General features: G+C 67.8%; 14 protein-coding genes and 2 tRNA genes. 4 read left to right on the top strand and 12 right to left on the bottom strand.

The features are described 5' to 3' along the window. Positions 1-4: 4 nt before the first annotated feature. From ACQ4L4_RS02175 to ACQ4L4_RS02140, 8 genes are all read right to left on the bottom strand, one after another. Positions 5-1,105 (bottom strand): NAD(P)/FAD-dependent oxidoreductase, encoded by a 1,101-nt coding sequence (locus tag ACQ4L4_RS02175; protein ID WP_431102570.1) that lies wholly within the window; start codon positions 1,103-1,105, stop codon positions 5-7. Positions 1,106-1,156: 51 nt separating this feature from the next. Beyond that, positions 1,157-2,005: a DUF4743 domain-containing protein gene (locus ACQ4L4_RS02170; RefSeq protein WP_431102569.1), complete on the bottom strand. Its 849-nt coding sequence runs from the start codon at positions 2,003-2,005 to the stop codon at positions 1,157-1,159. A 303-nt stretch (positions 2,006-2,308) separates the two neighbouring features. Next, a tRNA-Val gene (locus ACQ4L4_RS02165) sits at positions 2,309-2,383 on the bottom strand. Positions 2,384-2,462: 79 nt separating this feature from the next. Further along, positions 2,463-2,537 (bottom strand) — tRNA-Val (locus ACQ4L4_RS02160). 137 nt (positions 2,538-2,674) lie between these two features. Then, positions 2,675-3,394 carry a DNA polymerase III subunit epsilon gene (dnaQ, locus tag ACQ4L4_RS02155; protein WP_431102568.1) on the bottom strand — a complete coding sequence of 240 codons (720 nt, stop codon included), beginning with the start codon at positions 3,392-3,394 and terminating at the stop codon, positions 2,675-2,677. A gap of 28 nt (positions 3,395-3,422) precedes the next feature. After that, positions 3,423-4,259, bottom strand: a complete 837-nt coding sequence (gene lgt / locus ACQ4L4_RS02150; protein WP_377156113.1) for a prolipoprotein diacylglyceryl transferase — start codon at positions 4,257-4,259, stop codon at positions 3,423-3,425. 242 nt (positions 4,260-4,501) lie between these two features. After that, entirely contained in the window at positions 4,502-5,557 is a 1,056-nt protein-coding gene (locus tag ACQ4L4_RS02145) for a hypothetical protein (protein WP_431102567.1), read from the bottom strand. Positions 5,558-5,704: 147 nt separating this feature from the next. After that, positions 5,705-6,604, bottom strand: a complete 900-nt coding sequence (locus tag ACQ4L4_RS02140) for a LysR family transcriptional regulator (RefSeq protein WP_431102566.1) — start codon at positions 6,602-6,604, stop codon at positions 5,705-5,707. Positions 6,605-6,707: 103 nt separating this feature from the next. Between ACQ4L4_RS02140 and ilvD the strand changes: the two genes are divergently transcribed. Continuing rightward, positions 6,708-8,426, top strand: coding sequence for a dihydroxy-acid dehydratase (ilvD, locus tag ACQ4L4_RS02135; protein ID WP_431102565.1), 1,719 nt, complete (start codon positions 6,708-6,710; stop codon positions 8,424-8,426). 91 nt (positions 8,427-8,517) lie between these two features. Here ilvD and ACQ4L4_RS02130 read toward each other — a convergent pair whose 3' ends face one another. Beyond that, positions 8,518-8,766 (bottom strand): TIGR04438 family Trp-rich protein, encoded by a 249-nt coding sequence (locus ACQ4L4_RS02130; RefSeq protein WP_377156120.1) that lies wholly within the window; start codon positions 8,764-8,766, stop codon positions 8,518-8,520. 162 nt (positions 8,767-8,928) lie between these two features. Here ACQ4L4_RS02130 and ACQ4L4_RS02125 point away from each other — a divergent pair, with 162 nt between their 5' ends. Then, positions 8,929-9,240 (top strand): c-type cytochrome, encoded by a 312-nt coding sequence (locus ACQ4L4_RS02125; protein ID WP_431102564.1) that lies wholly within the window; start codon positions 8,929-8,931, stop codon positions 9,238-9,240. Positions 9,241-9,359: 119 nt separating this feature from the next. Here ACQ4L4_RS02125 and ACQ4L4_RS02120 read toward each other — a convergent pair whose 3' ends face one another. Beyond that, on the bottom strand, positions 9,360-9,887 hold the full coding sequence (locus ACQ4L4_RS02120) for a helix-turn-helix transcriptional regulator (protein WP_377156124.1): 528 nt from the start codon (positions 9,885-9,887) through the stop codon (positions 9,360-9,362). A gap of 336 nt (positions 9,888-10,223) precedes the next feature. Next, the gene (gene acs, locus ACQ4L4_RS02115; protein WP_431102563.1) at positions 10,224-12,194 is read right to left on the bottom strand and encodes an acetate--CoA ligase; all 1,971 of its coding nucleotides are present in this window, start codon (positions 12,192-12,194) and stop codon (positions 10,224-10,226) included. Positions 12,195-12,493: 299 nt separating this feature from the next. On the opposite strand from acs, the gene ACQ4L4_RS02110 reads away from it, so the two are divergent. Further along, positions 12,494-13,108, top strand: a complete 615-nt coding sequence (locus ACQ4L4_RS02110; protein ID WP_431102562.1) for a TIGR00645 family protein — start codon at positions 12,494-12,496, stop codon at positions 13,106-13,108. Between the two features lie 90 nt (positions 13,109-13,198). Here the strand turns inward: ACQ4L4_RS02110 and nhaA are convergent, their stop codons facing one another. Beyond that, on the bottom strand, positions 13,199-14,407 hold the full coding sequence (gene nhaA, locus ACQ4L4_RS02105) for a Na+/H+ antiporter NhaA (RefSeq protein ID WP_431102561.1): 1,209 nt from the start codon (positions 14,405-14,407) through the stop codon (positions 13,199-13,201). Between the two features lie 158 nt (positions 14,408-14,565). On the opposite strand from nhaA, the gene ACQ4L4_RS02100 reads away from it, so the two are divergent. After that, complete coding sequence (locus ACQ4L4_RS02100; protein WP_431102560.1) at positions 14,566-14,823, top strand: hypothetical protein; 258 nt, start codon at positions 14,566-14,568, stop codon at positions 14,821-14,823. Positions 14,824-14,986: the final 163 nt, after the last annotated feature.

The following is a 14,986-nucleotide window of genomic DNA, read 5'->3' as shown; positions in this document are numbered from 1 at the left end:
GTCGTCAACCAAGCCGCGCCACGACCTCTTCGGCGATCGCCAATGCACTCGTGAGTCCGGGCGACTCGATCCCCATCAGGTTCACCAGTCCCGGCACGCCGTGCTGCGCGGGGCCGTCGATGCGGAAATCGGGCGCCGGCTCGTGCGGCCCATGGATCTTCGGCCGCACGCCGCTGTAGGCGGGCTGCAGCGCGCCATCCGGCAGCGCGGGCCAGTAGCGGCGCACGTCGTCGTAGAACACGTCGGCGCGGGCGGGATCGACGGCGTAGTCGATGTCTTCGGGGCTCGCGACATCCAGCCATTGCGCATCGGGGCCGAAGCGCGCCTGGCCGCCGAGGTCCAGGGTGAGGTGCACGCCCAGCCACGCGTCCTGCGGCATCGGGTACACGAGCCGCGAGAACGGCGCCCATCCCTGCAGCGCGAAGTAGCAACCCTTGCTGAAGCGCGCCGCAGGCGGCGGCGGCAGGCCCTCGATCGCTGCAGCAAGCAAGGGGGCGTGCAGCCCCGTCGCGTTGACGACAAGGCGGGCGCCGAGCGTCATGTCGTCGGTGTGGACCACGTGCGCGCCACCGTCGCGACGCACCGCGGTCACCGCCGCGCCGAAGGCGACCGCGCCGCCATGCCGCTCCAGATCGCCTTGCAGCGAGAGCATCAGCCCGTGGCTGTCGACGATGCCGGTCGAGGGCGAGAGCAAGGCGGCCTCGCACTGCAACTGGGGTTCGAGCGCGAGGGCCTCCTCGCGCGTGAGCCAGCGCAGGTCGTCGACCCCGTTCGCTGCAGCCTTCGCCTGCAGCGCGCGCAAGCCCGGCAGTTGTTCGGCCGCGGTCGCGACGACGAGCTTGCCGCAACGCCGGTGCGGCACGCCGTGCGATTCGCAGTGCGCGTAGAGCAGCTGCTTGCCGCGCACGCACAGGCGCGCCTTCAACGATCCCTCGGGGTAGTAGAGGCCGGCGTGGATGACCTCGCTGTTGCGCGAGCTCACGCCGGTACCGATGTTGAGCTCTCGCTCGAGCACCAGCGTCTCCAGGCCGCGCATCGCCAGCGCCCGGCCGACCGCGAGGCCGACGACGCCGGCCCCGATCACCACTGCATCGACTTGATCCATGCCGACGATTGTGCCGAGCCGCTTCTGCCTTCGTCCGTCCTCGGACGGCGATCATGCGCGCAGATCGATCAGCGCGTGCGAATGCTGGAAACCGAAGGCACTGACCGCGGCGGCGTCGTGGCTGAACTCGCCCGCGGCGAGTCGTTGGGCGAGCGTCTCCAGGTCCAGCGTCAGGAACTCGCTGACCTCGCCGTCGCCGTTGCGCGGCGAGAAGCCGGCGGGCAACTGGAGGCTGAAGACATGCAGCACCTCGTCGTGCAGTCCTTCGGGTTCCATGCGCGTGCTGCGCAAGGCGCCGCGCGCTTGCACGGAAGCGCTGACGACCATCGGCACGCCGGCCTCTTCCAGCAGCTCACGACGCGCGCAATCGACGAGGTCTTCATCGGCGGTCAGCCCACCGGCGGCGAGGTTGTCGAGCTTGCCCGGATCGGTCGCCTTCGACAGCGCGCGTCGACCGCACACGAGCCGCGCGCCCGGCAGGAACCCATTGATGTGGACGGCGCGGCTCATCAGGCCGAAGAAGCGGAAGGCGGCGCGCTCCAGACGGAACAGCACCTCGCCGCGCGCGGTGCAAGCATCCTCGACGGGCCGCTCGCAGGCGTAGCGTTCGCCGCGCCAACCGGTGATGGCGCCACGTTCCTTCAGCGCGAGCGCCACGGCGCCGATGCGCTCGGAACGTGCGTCGACATCGAGCGCCTCGGCGTCCCAGCACAACGCGCCCTCGCGGCGCTTCAGCTCAGGCCAGACCTCGCCTAGCAAGACCTGGCGCATCGGATGCACCCGGCCGATCGTGGCGTCACCGAGCCGCAGCGCCATGAGCCCCTCCGGCAGCGGCTGACTCGCCAGTTGCAGACAGCGCGGAAGGACGGCGACGAGCGATGGCGGCAGCAGCGGAGACATGCGCTGATTCTCTCCGCGCATCCCCCGGAAATGACTGAAATGTGCGAGAGACGAGACCCTGTGAACGCAGGATGATCCCGCCCTTTCAGGAGACGCACATGCCCAACAACGAAGCACCAATGGGTTCGCCAAGTAGCACGCCAAAAGTGAGGGTCTTCACCTCCGGCTACTGCCTGATTCTTTTGCTGATACCGCTTTGGACCTTCTTCTGCATTGACTGCATTGCCGCCCTCGCCGACAGGGCACATGTAGAGAAGATTCGCCAAGAAAAAACCCCGCCAACTGGCGTTGACGGGGTTGATCTGGTGGGCGGTGCAGGGTTCGAACCTGCGACCCCTGCCGTGTGAAGGCAGTGCTCTACCGCTGAGCTAACCGCCCGGTATCTGGACCGGGTCTTCCTGAAACTTCCAACAAGAATCCAAAGCGACTCCGACGAAAAACTTCGATGAAGAGACTTTGGTGGGCGGTGCAGGGTTCGAACCTGCGACCCCTGCCGTGTGAAGGCAGTGCTCTACCGCTGAGCTAACCGCCCGGTCTTGTCGTCCGCCACCACTGCTTGCGCTACGGTTTTGGATGTCCGGGAAAGTCGAAGATTATGCCATGAGAATTTGAGTCGATTCAAGCACTCTTTGACTCTCGTCTCTGAGACTCGTCCCCGAGTCGCGCTTCTCAGGCCGCCACGGGCACCTGCCAGATGCGCTTGCCGCCGCTGGCCTTGTCGAGGTCGACCAGCGCCTTGTCGTGCAGCGCCAGTTCCTCGGCCGTCGCCGCGATCACCGGCAGGTCGAAGGCGCTGAAGTCGATGGCCACGACCTCCAACTGGCCGCCCTCGCCCGACGAGGACGACGCGTTGTCGTCGATGACCAGCGAGTCCTGACCCCGCGTCAGCCGGATGAAGACCTCCGCCAGCAGCTCCGCGTCCTTCACCGCGCCGTGCAGGCCGCGGTTGCTGTTGTCGACCTCGAGCCGGCGGCACAGCGCGTCCAGCGAGTTCGCCTTGCCCGGGAACATGTCCCGCGCCATCAGCAGCGTGTCGCGCACGCTCTCCACGCATTCATGCAGCGGCGCTCGCCCGCAGCGCTTGAGCTCGGCATTGATGAAGCCGACGTCGAAGGCCGCGTTGTGCGCGATCAGCTCCGCGTCGCGGATGAACTCGAGGAACTCGTCGACGATCTGCGCGAACTTGGGCTTGTCCGACAGGAACTCGCTGCTCAGCCCGTGGACGCGGAACGCCTCCTCGGGCATATCCCGCTCGGGGTTCAGGTAGAAGTGCAGATGGCGGCCCGTCAACTGACGGTTGACCATCTCCACGCAGCCGATGTCGACGACGCGGTCGCCCGATTCGGGATTCAGGCCGGTGGTTTCGGTATCGAAGAAGATCTGGCGCATGTCTGGTCTCGAAGAGGGATCGCCCCGCTCAGCGGGCCGCGGGCGCGGCCTGCAGCCGGGCGGCGCGCCGGTAGGCCCACAGCATCATGAGGACGCCGATGACGATCATCGGCGCGCTCAGCCACTGGCCCTGGCTCAGGTGCAGCGGCTGCTTGTCGAGCGTGAGGAAGCTGTCAGGCTCGCGGAAGTACTCGGCGACGAAACGCGCCACGCCGTAGCCGACCAGGAACAGCCCCGACACCGCCGCCATCGGCCGCGGCTTGCGCGCGAACAGCCACAGCACGATGAACAGCAGCACGCCCTCGCCCAGGAACTGGTACAGCTGCGACGGATGGCGCGGCGTCAGCACCGCATCATGGGCCTGCGGAAACACCATCGCCCACGGCAGACTGGGATCCGCCTGACGGCCCCACAACTCGCCGTTGATGAAATTGCCCAGTCGCCCCGCGGCCAGACCGGTAGGCACGCAAGGCGCGACGATGTCGCCGACCTCGAGGAAATTGAAACCCCGCCGCCACGCGAAGAAGGCCAGCGCCACGATCACGCCCAGCAACCCGCCGTGGAAGGACATGCCACCCTGCCACACCGCAAGGATCTCGCCCGGATGGCTCAGGTAGTAGCCCGGCTTGTAGAAGAACACGTACCCCAGCCGCCCGCCCAGCACCACACCCAGCACGCCGTAGAACAGCAGGTCGTCGATGTCGCGGCGGGTCCAGCCGCGCGCCGCGTTCCACGGCTTGCGGACCATCCGGTTGCCCAGCCACAGGAACAGGCCGAAGGCCGTCAGGTACATCAGCCCGTACCAATGGATCGGCCACCCGAAAATCGAGATGGCCACAGGGTCGAACTGGGGATGGACCAACATGGAGAAAGCTTTACCGCGTCGCGAAGGGGCGAATCATAAATGGCACCCGTGGGGCAACCAGCGAAGGAGCGACCGCGAGGCAGGCCGGTGCCCCTTTCCGCTCAATCTCCTCCTCGCCGCTCGGAATTCGCTCCAAGGGGCACCGGCCTGCCTCGCTCCGACCCACCGAGGTGATCGTCAGGACCTGCCGAGGTGATCGTCAGGATCCACCGAGGTCCTCGTCGGGAAGCACGAGGCCCTCGTCAGGGAGCGCCGAGCGCGGCGAGCTGCTTGCGGCAGTCCTCGATGTCACCGTTGCTGCCGCGGCGGTTGTCGATGCAACGCTGCAGCGCGACGCGCGCGCCGGCCTTGTCGCCCTTGCCCGCCAACGCGCTGCCCAGGCGCCGGTCCAGGCCCAGTTGCTCGGCACCCAACATGCCGCGGGCGCGTTCGAAGGCGGCCACCGCCTTGTCGTACTGGCCCAGCGCGTCGTATGCGCGGCCCAGACCGTAGGCGCCCATCGCCTGGTTGGGCTGACTCTTGAGCAATTCCTCGAACCAGGGCACCGCCCGTTCCTTCTGCTCGCTGAAGAACAGGTGGCGACCGTAGTCGCTCCACAGCACGCGTTGCTCCAGCAGCAGCTCGGGCCGCTGCGTGCGCACGGCGCGCAAGGCCTTCTCCATCGCCGGCCAGTCCTTCTTCGACGCCGCCACCCGCGCGCGCATCAGGCTCAACTGGGCCGGGTCCTTCACGTCCTGCTCGAGGGCGCGCGCCTTCGACTCCCCGCCCCCGACGAAGCTCGGCAGGGCCAGGTAGTACTGCTGCAGCGCACTGCGGGGCTCGGGCGCGTCGGGCAGCAGCGTCATCGCGCGCTGCGCCAGCTCGCTGACCCGACCCAGCGACCCCAGCGCCTTGAGCTTGCTGCCGCCACGCGCCTGCATCACCAGCGCCAGCGCCAGCGCGTAATGGCAGGCGCCTTCGTTCGGCGTGCGCTGCACGCATTGCTCCAGTCGCTGCGTGTTCTGCTTCAACACCGCGCCGTCGACCAGATCGAGCTGCGCCAGCGCCAGCGCGGCCACCGCCTGCGGATCGTCCGGATCCGCTTTCAGGCGCTGTGCGGCGAGCTTCTCCAGGTCGTCCGCGCGGCCGGCGTCGAGCAGCGCCTGCAGTTCCGCCTCCTTCAACACCGCGGCCTGAGCCGTCGTCGCGAAGGCCACGCTCATGAGCATCGAGAAACCGGTCACGACGCAGATCGCGCCGATCAGGCGACGCCAGGTGACGCGGCGGGCGGTTTCGTCGTTCTTGCGGGGAGCTTTCACGGGAGAAGGTCCTTTCATCAGCGGATGGTCGCAGAAGTCCGCCGGGCCTGCATGCCCCCTGCATGCCGAATACGGAACTTCACCTTCGTCTCCACCATCGGCAACAAACAGGCCGGACCTGCCCCTTCGAGCCCGGTCCGCGCGGGGTCACGCCTTGACTTTCACCTGCCCGCGGACATGGTCGACGAAGCGATGCACCACCGGCGACGCATCGCGGCGCCAGATCAGGCTGGTGTCGCAGGCCGGCACGCGGGCCGACGGCCACGGCCGGTAACGCACGCCGGGCCGCTGCAGCGCGCAGACCGACTGCGGCACCCAGGCCACGCCCATGCCCGCCGACACCAGGTTGACGATGGTCTGCATCTGGATGGCCTCCTGCGCGATGTGGGGCGTCGCGCCGTGCGCGCGGTAGAAACCGAGCAGCGCGTCGAACAGCGACGGCGCGATCTCGCGCGGGAACACGACCAAGGGCTCGCGCAGCACGTCCTCGAGCGACGGACCGCGGCGTCGCGCCAGCGCCCAGTCCTCGGGATGCGCGAGCACCAGCGGCTCGGTCGACACGGTCAGGCAGTCGAAACCGGCCGGTTCGGCGCCCGGCGCGTGGATCGCGAAACCGGCGTCGAGTTCGCCCGTCTCGAAACCGCGCAGCTGGACATCGAGCGTCGCCTCGCGCAACGCGAGCTGCACGTCCGGCAGCGCCTCGCGGAACAGCCGCAGCCAACGCGGCATGTCGCCGTAACCGACGGTCGACACGAAACCCAGGCTCAGCCTGCCGGCTTCGCCGGTGGCCGCCGCGCGGACGCGGGCGGGCACCTGGTCGGCCTGTTCCACCAGCCTGGCGGCGGCCTCGACCAGCGCCAGGCCGGCCGCCGTCAGCGCGACGGTGCGGCGACCGCGCTCCAGCAGCTGGACGCCCAGCTGCGCCTCCAGCTTCTGCACGGCCAGGCTCAGCGGCGGCTGCGTCATGTGCAGCCGCTCGGCGGCGCGGCCAAAGTGCAGTTCCTCGGCCAGCACCAGGAACTGACGCAGGGGGCGGAGTTCGATCATCGATATACAACATGAATCAAAACGCCGACAACTATATATTGGACCCGCAGGAAAGCGCGACGCATACTGGCGCGCTCCAAGCCTCGCTCGCCAGGATGACGCCATGACCGATCCCAAGAACAACGCCTCCGCGCCCCACGACGACGCGCCCAACCGCCGCTCGAAGCACATCACCGAGGGCGTCGCGCGCGCCCCGAACCGGTCGATGTACTACGGCATGGGCTACCAGGAAGGCGACTTCGGCAAGCCGATGATAGGCGTGGCCAACGGCCACTCGACGATCACGCCGTGCAACTCCGGCCTGCAGAAGCTGGCCGACGCCGCGGTGATCGGCCTGAAGGCCGCCGGCGCGAACGCGCAGCTCTTCGGTACACCGACGATCTCCGACGGCATGGCCATGGGCACCGAGGGCATGAAGTACTCGCTGGTCTCGCGCGAGGTCATCTCCGACTGCGTCGAGACCTGCGTCGGCGGCCAGTGGCTGGACGGCGTGATGGTCATCGGCGGCTGCGACAAGAACATGCCCGGCGGCATGATGGGCATGCTGCGCGCCAACGTGCCGGCGATCTACATCTACGGCGGCACTATCAAGCCGGGCCACTACAAGGGCCAGGACCTCAACATCGTCAGCGTCTTCGAGGCGGTCGGCCAGTTCAGCGCCGGCAAGATGAGCGAGGAAGACTTCTGCCAGATCGAGAAACGCGCCATCCCCGGCAGCGGCTCCTGCGGCGGCATGTACACCGCCAACACGATGAGCTCGGCCTTCGAGGCGCTGGGCATGTCGCTGCCCTACTCATCGAGCATGTCCAACGTGGAGGACGAGGTCGTCGAGAACACCAAGCGCGCCGCCGACTACCTGGTCGCCGCCGTCAAGGCCGACCTGAAGCCGCGCGACATCGTGACCAAGAAGGCCATCGAGAACGCCGTCGCCGTGATCATGGCCACCGGCGGCTCGACCAACGCAGTGCTGCATTTCCTGGCGATCGCGCATGCGGCCGAGGTGGACTGGACCATCGACGATTTCGAGCGCATGCGCACGAAGATCCCGGTGCTGTGCGACCTCAAGCCCAGCGGCCGTTTCCTGGCCGTGGACCTGCACAAGGCGGGCGGCATCCCGGCCGTCATGAAGCAGCTGCTGAAGGCCGGCCTGCTGCACGGCGACTGCATCACGATCACCGGCAAGACCGTGGCGGAGAACCTGGCCGACGTGCCGGACCTGTCGCCCGACCAGGAGGTCATCCGCGCCGTCGACGATCCGATCTACGCGCAGGGCCACCTGGCCATCCTGAAGGGCAACCTGTCGCCCGAGGGCTGCGTCGCCAAGATCACCGGCCTCAAGAACCCGGTCATCACCGGCCCGGCGCGCGTCTTCGACGACGAGCAGTCGGCGCTCGCGGCCATCATGGCCAACCAGATCAAGGCGGGCGACGTGATGGTGCTGCGGTACCTCGGACCCAAGGGCGGCCCGGGCATGCCGGAGATGCTGGCGCCGACCGGCGCGCTGATCGGCCAGGGCCTGGGCGAGAGCGTCGGCCTGATCACCGACGGCCGCTTCTCGGGCGGCACCTGGGGCATGGTCGTCGGCCACGTCGCGCCGGAAGCCTACGAGGGCGGCACGATCGCGCTGGTGAACGAGGGCGATTCCATCACCATCGATGCGCTGCAGCTGCTGCTGCAGCTCAACGTCGACGACGCTGAACTCGCCCGCCGCAAGGCGGCATGGAAGCAGCCCGCGCCGCGCTACACGCGGGGCGTGCTGGCGAAATTCGCGAAAAACGCATCGAGCGCCAGCTCCGGCGCGGTGCTCGACAAGTTCGAGTGAGCGGTCCGGCGCCGGCCGACCGGCGCCGAGGACAGCGGATGCGACAGCGGGGCCCTCGGGCCCCGCTGTCGCATCCGCCGGGCGTCTCGTCTCAGCGCTTCTTGCGCGTCTTGTCGCCCTGGCCGATGGCGTCGAGCTGGCGTTGGCGGCGCGATTCCTTCTTCTCGTCCATCTTGTCCATCTCCTTCTTCTTCGTGTAGCCCGTCTTGTCGGCGATCTCCCACCACACGACGGCCACCGGGAAGGGCGACAGCACCCACCACCAGCTCAGCGTTTCAAACGGGCCGACGGCGGCCAGTTTGAGAAGGATCAACAAGACACCGATCACCATCAACCACATCGTCGTTCTCCTCGTGCGCACGCCCGGTCGGCGCGTCCCTCAACACTACAATCGCGCGAGCCCGGAGTCTCCCAGCCACTCGTCGACTTGCGTCGCGACTCGTCATGTCGCCGCGGCGATTGTGGCGCCATTCGGAGGCCCGGCGACACCTGAAAGGATGCCATGAGAAACGCCTTGTTCATCTCCGCGGCCCTCGCCGCTACCTTGACCGCGCCCAGCGCCTTCGCCAGTCCCGAACTGGCGCAGAAGAAGAACTGCATGGCCTGCCATGCGGTCGACAAGAAGCTGGTCGGCCCCGCCTACAAGGACGTCGCCGCCAAGTACGCCGCGGACAAGGACGCGGTGAAGAAGCTGGCCGAGAAGATCATCAAGGGCGGCTCCGGCGTCTGGGGTCCGGTGCCGATGCCGGCCAACACGCAGGTCAGCCCGGCGGAGGCGGAGCAGCTCGCCAAGTGGATCATGTCGACGAAGTGACCGCGGGAAGTGATCGGTCCAAGTGACCGTCGGCGGGGCGTCCCGCGACGCCCCCACCCTGCAGGCCCTTCGGGGCCTTTGCTTTTTCAGGATGGTCGGGCGGGCCCGTGGTGGCCTCGTCAGGCCACGAGCTTGAGCAGTTCGTCGCGCCGCCGCTCGTCGAGGTGGCGGCTCTCGCGGGCGAGATTGACGGCCTTGGCCACCGTCGCGAGCTCGAGGATGGCCTCGTCGATCTTGTAGCCGCCGCGTCCCTGCATCCAGCGCAGCACGTCCCACAGATGCCAGACCGAGGACGAGTTGCCCTCATGGATCGGCGACGGAAAGCTCATCGGGTGCGTGAGCATCAGCTTGCGCATGTTCTGGCGGGACACCCCCACCAGCGCCGCCACGTCGGTCAGGCCGACCATGTCCGGCCCCGCCTCGATCAGCCGCGCGCCGGGGATGGCCTTGCGGACCTCGCGCAGCGCGCCCAGCAAGGCCTGGTCGGCGCGCTCGGCGCCTCTGGCGAAGCTCAGCATCATCCTGCCGCGCAGGCCCACGGCGACCCGCACGTCCTTGCAGCCGACGGATGCGAGCCGTTGTTTCAACGGCTCTTCCTCGCAGTCCGACGGCGGCATCTGGTACTTGAGCGTGAACGAATATTCCACAAACGACTCCTTCTGTGAGGGCGGCGTCTGGCGCGCCGTGTCGCCCGAGCGCCGCCATGATCGCGGGCACCGCTCCTGACGGAACGGAGCCGGCATTCTTGGCCCGGGCGCGTCCGGGCTCCACAACCCGTCGGAGTGTGGATCGCGCGTCCGCTGCCACGTGAAGGTCAGCCGCTCACCAAGGTCGAGGCATCGAGGCGGTTGTCCGCTTGCGCCAGCGCAAGAAAAAGCCCCGCGAAAGCGGGGCTGCGAGGGTCTTCAGAGGAGAAACGCCTGAGGAACCGATGACAACGGGGATGCCACGCGCATCCCGCGCGCGGCATCGGACCGGTGTCCTCAATAGGCCTGTCCGAGCTGTTCCAGGATGGCCGGGTTCTCCAGCGTGGACGTGTCCTGCGTGACGCTCTCCCCCTTCGCGACCGAGCGCAGCAGGCGCCGCATGATCTTGCCGCTGCGCGTCTTGGGCAGGTTGTCGCCGAAGCGGATGTCCTTGGGCTTGGCGATCGGACCGATCTCCTTGGCCACCCAGTCGCGCAGCTGCTTGGCGATGGCCTTGGCCTCGTCGCCGCTGGGACGCGCGCGCTTGAGGACGACGAAGGCGCAGATCGCCTCGCCGGTCGTGTCGTCCGGACGGCCGACGACCGCCGCCTCGGCCACCAGCTCGGTGCAGCTGACCAGCGCGGACTCGATCTCCATCGTGCCCATGCGGTGGCCCGACACGTTCAGCACGTCGTCGATGCGGCCGGTGATCGTGAAGTAGCCGTTGTCGGCGTCGCGGATGGCGCCGTCGCCCGCCAGGTAGTAGCCCTTGAGCTCCGGCGGGTAGTAGCTCTTCTTGAAGCGCTCCGGATCGCCGTAGATCGTGCGGATCATCGACGGCCACGGCTTCTTGACGACCAGGATGCCGCCCTGCCCGTTGGGCACGTCGTTGCCGGTCTCGTCGACGATGGCCGCGGTGATGCCGGGGAACGGCAGCGTGCAGGAGCCCGGCACCAGCGGCGTGGCGCCCGGCAGCGGCGTGATCATGTGGCCGCCGGTCTCCGTCTGCCAGAAGGTGTCGACGATGGGGCAGCGGCCGCCGCCCACATGCTCGTGATACCACTCCCACGCGGCCGGGTTGATCGGCTCGCCGACCGAGCCCAGGATGCGCAGGGAGCTGAGGTCGTAGCGCTTCGGGTGCACGGCCTCGTTCGCCTCGGCCGCCTTGATCAGCGAGCGGATCGCCGTCGGCGCGGTATAGAAGATCGTGACCTTGTGCTTCTCGATCATCTGCCAGAAGCGGCCGGCGTCCGGGAAGGTCGGGATGCCCTCGAAGACGACCTCGGTGCCGCCCAGCGCCAGCGGGCCGTAGGTGATGTAGGTGTGGCCGGTCACCCAGCCGATGTCGGCGGTGCACCAGAAGACGTCGGAGTCCTTCAGGTCGAAGGTCCACTTCGTCGTCAGCGCGGCATGCAGCAGGTAGCCGCCGGTGCTGTGCTGCACGCCCTTGGGCTTGCCGGTCGAGCCCGAGGTGTAGAGCAGGAACAGCGGGTGCTCGGCCTCGACCCATTCCGGCTCGCAGCTCGAGGACTGGCCGGACACCGCGTCGTGCAGCCATTCGTCGCGGCCGTCGACCCAGGCGATGTTGCCGCCGGTGCGCTTGTAGACGATCACGTGCTTGATCGTCGGGCAGCTGTTGTCGGCGAGCGCCTCGTCGACGATGGCCTTGAGCGGCAGCGACTTGCCGCCGCGCGCCTGCTCGTCGGCGGTCAGCACCATCACGGCACCGGCGTCCTGGACGCGGTCGCGCAGCGATTGCGCCGAAAAGCCGCCGAACACCACCGAGTGCGTCGCGCCGATGCGCGCGCAGGCCTGCATCGCGACCACGCCCTCGACCGACATCGGCATGTAGATGACGACGCGGTCGCCCTTCTTCACGCCGCGCGCCTTCAGCGCGTTGGCCAGCTGCGCCGTCCTGGCCAGCAGCTCGGCATAGGTGACGCGGGTCGTGGTGCCGTCGTCGGCCTCGAAGATGATCGCGACCCGGTCGCCGCGGCCGGCTTCCACGTGACGGTCCAGGCAGTTGTAGGAGACATTGAGCTTGCCGTCCTCGAACCACTTGAAGAACGGCGCGTCCGATTCGTTCAGCACGGTCGTGAACGGCTGCTTCCAGGTCAGCAGCTCGCGCGCCAGGCGCGCCCAGTAACCTTCGTAGTCGTCCTCCGCCTCCTTGCACAACGCCTCATAGGCGGCCAGTCCGGACACGTGGGCGCCCTGGACGGCGGATGCGGGGGGGTTATAGATCTTGTCGCTGATCTTGTCGCTCATGGCCTATGTCTCCGTACAGGCAGGGATCTTCGAACTCAGGTTCACACTCGGGCGAACTCTCCGCTTTCACACTGACGATGTGCTTACTCTTGTAGAAGAGGCGTCCGTGCGAACACCGTGCACCTCGCCCGTCCGGAGGCACCGGCGCCCCTCTGCGCTCAATCGCCTGCGCATGCTCGGCATTCGCTTCGAGGGGCGCCGGAGCCTCCGGACTCGGAACGCTTCGTCGGGACGATGCTCTCACTAAAATCGACCGGTTTGGCGGTTCCCGCCAGTTACGACTTGAAGGACTTACCCCGATGACCGACAGCCCGAAGCCCCCGGCCGAGTCCGCGCGCAAGCGCATGCACCCGCTCTCGCATCTGATGTTCGGGAGCCGCTGGCTGCAGTTGCCGCTGTACATCGGGCTGATCCTGGCGCAGGCGGTCTACGTCTTCCAGTTCTGGACCGAGCTCGTGCATCTGGTCGAGGCTGCCTTCGGCAACCAGGAGGCGTTGAAGCTGCTGGTCAGCAGCGTCGGCTACCAGCCCGATGTCCAGGTGACGAAGCTCAACGAGACCATCATCATGCTGGCCGTGCTGGCGCTGATCGACGTGGTGATGATCTCCAACCTGCTGATCATGGTGATCATCGGCGGCTACGAGACCTTCGTGTCGCGGCTGCACCTGGAAGGCCACCCCGACCAGCCCGAGTGGCTGGACCACGTCAACGCGTCGGTGCTGAAGGTCAAGCTGGCGACGGCCATCATCGGCATCTCGTCGATCCATCTGCTCAAGACCTTCATCAACGTCGAGAACCTCCAGGAGAAGACGCTGATCTGGCAGACCGCCATCCACCTGGCCTTCCTGCTGTCGGCGCTGGCCATCGCGATGACCGACAAGCTGCTGTCGCACGGCCCGGCCGAGAAGCACTGAGGCTCGCGCCGAAGCGGCGCACTGGTGTACCAACGACAACGGGGCCCGCGGGCCCCGTTGTCGTTGAGGGATCGCCGCGCCCGGCCGCGTTCAGCGGCGCTTGCGCAGCAGGATCAGCGTCCCGGCGACACCCGACAGGATGGACCCGCCGAGCACGCCTAGCTTGACGCGGGTTTCCCAGTCCGGACCGTGCCCCTCGAACGCCAGGCCGCCGATGAACAGGCTCATCGTGAAGCCGATGCCGCACAGCACGCACACGCCGAAGAACTGGACCCAGTCCGCGCCGCCCGGCTTCTGGGCCAGGCCCAGCCGGATCATCAGCCACGAGCTGCCGAACACGCCGATCGCCTTGCCCAGCAGCAGGCCCAGCGCGATGCCCAGCGACACCGGATGGAGCAGGTCGCCGGCGTGCAGTCCGAGCAGCGACACGCCCGCGTTGGCGAAGGCGAACATCGGCAGGATCAGGAACGCGACCCAGGGATGGAGCGCGTGTTCGAGGTCCTCGGCCGGCGAATGGCCGTGGCCGTCGTCATCGGACGGGATGAAGAGCGCGGTGGCCACGCCCGCCAGCGTGGCGTGGACGCCCGACTTCAACACGCAGGTCCACAGGACGAGACCGACGACGATGTAGAGGTCGGCGCGTCTGACCTTGGCGCGGTTGAGCGCGAAGAGGACGGCGAGGCAGACCGCGGCGCCGGCCAGCGCCGTCAGCGACAGCTGGCTCGTGTAGAAGAGCGCGATGACGACGATGGCGCCGAGGTCGTCGATGATCGCGACCGCCGTCAGGAAGACCTTCAGCGAGGACGGCACGCGGCTGCCCAGCAGCATCACGATGCCGATGGCAAAGGCGATGTCGGTCGCCGCCGGAATGGCCCAGCCGTGCAGCGCGACGGGGTCGCCGAGGTTGAGGCCGGCGTAGATCAGCGCCGGCGCGGCCATGCCGCCGAACGCGGCGACGATGGGCAGCACGGCCTGCGACCGATCCGACAGTTCGCCGCCGACGAACTCGCGCTTGATCTCCAGGCCGACCAGGAAGAAGAAGATGGCCATCCACAGGTCGTTGACCCAGACCAGCAGCGGCTTGGCCAGCACCAGCCAGTCGCCGCCGATGCGGACCTCGCCCTCGATGCGGGTGAAGGCGGCGTAGAGCTCCCGCCAGGGGGAGTTGGACAGGATCAGCGCGACGACCGCGGCGATGGCGAGCACGATGCCGCCGGCCGATTCGCTGGCGAAGAAACGTTTGAGTCCCGGGGTCAAGAAAGTTCCTCCCAAAGTGGTGAATCCAGGGGTGAGTCGCATGGCGCGTCAAGGCGACATCATCGCCGGTGCGCATGACGCTCCCTCGAAAGGGGTGGATCGCGTTCTCCCCAGGACGGCCGTCAAGGGAGCGTTGCTAGCATCGCCGGCTTCATCAATGCGCAGGGACTCGCATTCTTGCGCCGCCAGGGAAACCCACCATGATCCGATTGTTGTTCGCCGCCGCACCGTTGCTCGCCCTCGCCGCCTGCGCCAGCGATGGTGTCACCGCGCAGCCGACGCAGACCGCGCAAGCCGAAGCGGGCCAGAAAGTTGTCTGCGAACGTGAACAGCGCACCGGGTCCATGCTGGGCAAGCGCGAATGCGCCCCCGCGCTGAGCGAGGACGACAAGCGCCGCCTGTCCAATGAGGTCGGCAACATGGTCAAGCCACGCGGTACCACGGCACCGGGCACCTGAGCGCAGGCGTCAGAAGCTGAAGCGCGATCGAGGTACCGGGCGCCGAGGATGGGCGCCCTGTGGCGTTCGCACAAGCGTGCGCACCGCGTCCCGCCGACGCCTCTGGCGACGGGGATTTCATCGGGTAACGGGATAAAAAGGATAATCGCCGTCTCCCGTGACC

Origin of the sequence: Roseateles noduli (assembly GCF_050626985.1) — a bacterium.
Lineage (GTDB): Bacteria > Pseudomonadota > Gammaproteobacteria > Burkholderiales > Burkholderiaceae_C > Roseateles > Roseateles noduli_A.
This window is presented reverse-complemented; position numbering and strand designations above follow the sequence as displayed.

Excerpts from the sequence above, each read along its gene's own strand:
- ACQ4L4_RS02125 (WP_431102564.1), top strand. The coding sequence starts at position 8,929 with ATGAGAAACGCCTTGTTCATCTCCGCGGCCCTCGCCGCTACCTTGACC.
- acs (WP_431102563.1), bottom strand. The coding sequence starts at position 12,194 with ATGAGCGACAAGATCAGCGACAAGATCTATAACCCCCCCGCATCCGCC.
- lgt (WP_377156113.1), bottom strand. The coding sequence starts at position 4,259 with ATGTTGGTCCATCCCCAGTTCGACCCTGTGGCCATCTCGATTTTCGGG.
- ACQ4L4_RS02110 (WP_431102562.1), top strand. The coding sequence starts at position 12,494 with ATGACCGACAGCCCGAAGCCCCCGGCCGAGTCCGCGCGCAAGCGCATG.
- ACQ4L4_RS02130 (WP_377156120.1), bottom strand. The coding sequence starts at position 8,766 with ATGTGGTTGATGGTGATCGGTGTCTTGTTGATCCTTCTCAAACTGGCC.
- ACQ4L4_RS02170 (WP_431102569.1), bottom strand. The coding sequence starts at position 2,005 with ATGTCTCCGCTGCTGCCGCCATCGCTCGTCGCCGTCCTTCCGCGCTGT.
- nhaA (WP_431102561.1), bottom strand. The coding sequence starts at position 14,407 with ATGCGACTCACCCCTGGATTCACCACTTTGGGAGGAACTTTCTTGACC.
- ACQ4L4_RS02175 (WP_431102570.1), bottom strand. The coding sequence starts at position 1,105 with ATGGATCAAGTCGATGCAGTGGTGATCGGGGCCGGCGTCGTCGGCCTC.
- ACQ4L4_RS02100 (WP_431102560.1), top strand. The coding sequence starts at position 14,566 with ATGATCCGATTGTTGTTCGCCGCCGCACCGTTGCTCGCCCTCGCCGCC.
- ACQ4L4_RS02140 (WP_431102566.1), bottom strand. The coding sequence starts at position 6,604 with ATGATCGAACTCCGCCCCCTGCGTCAGTTCCTGGTGCTGGCCGAGGAA.
- dnaQ (WP_431102568.1), bottom strand. The coding sequence starts at position 3,394 with ATGCGCCAGATCTTCTTCGATACCGAAACCACCGGCCTGAATCCCGAA.
- ilvD (WP_431102565.1), top strand. The coding sequence starts at position 6,708 with ATGACCGATCCCAAGAACAACGCCTCCGCGCCCCACGACGACGCGCCC.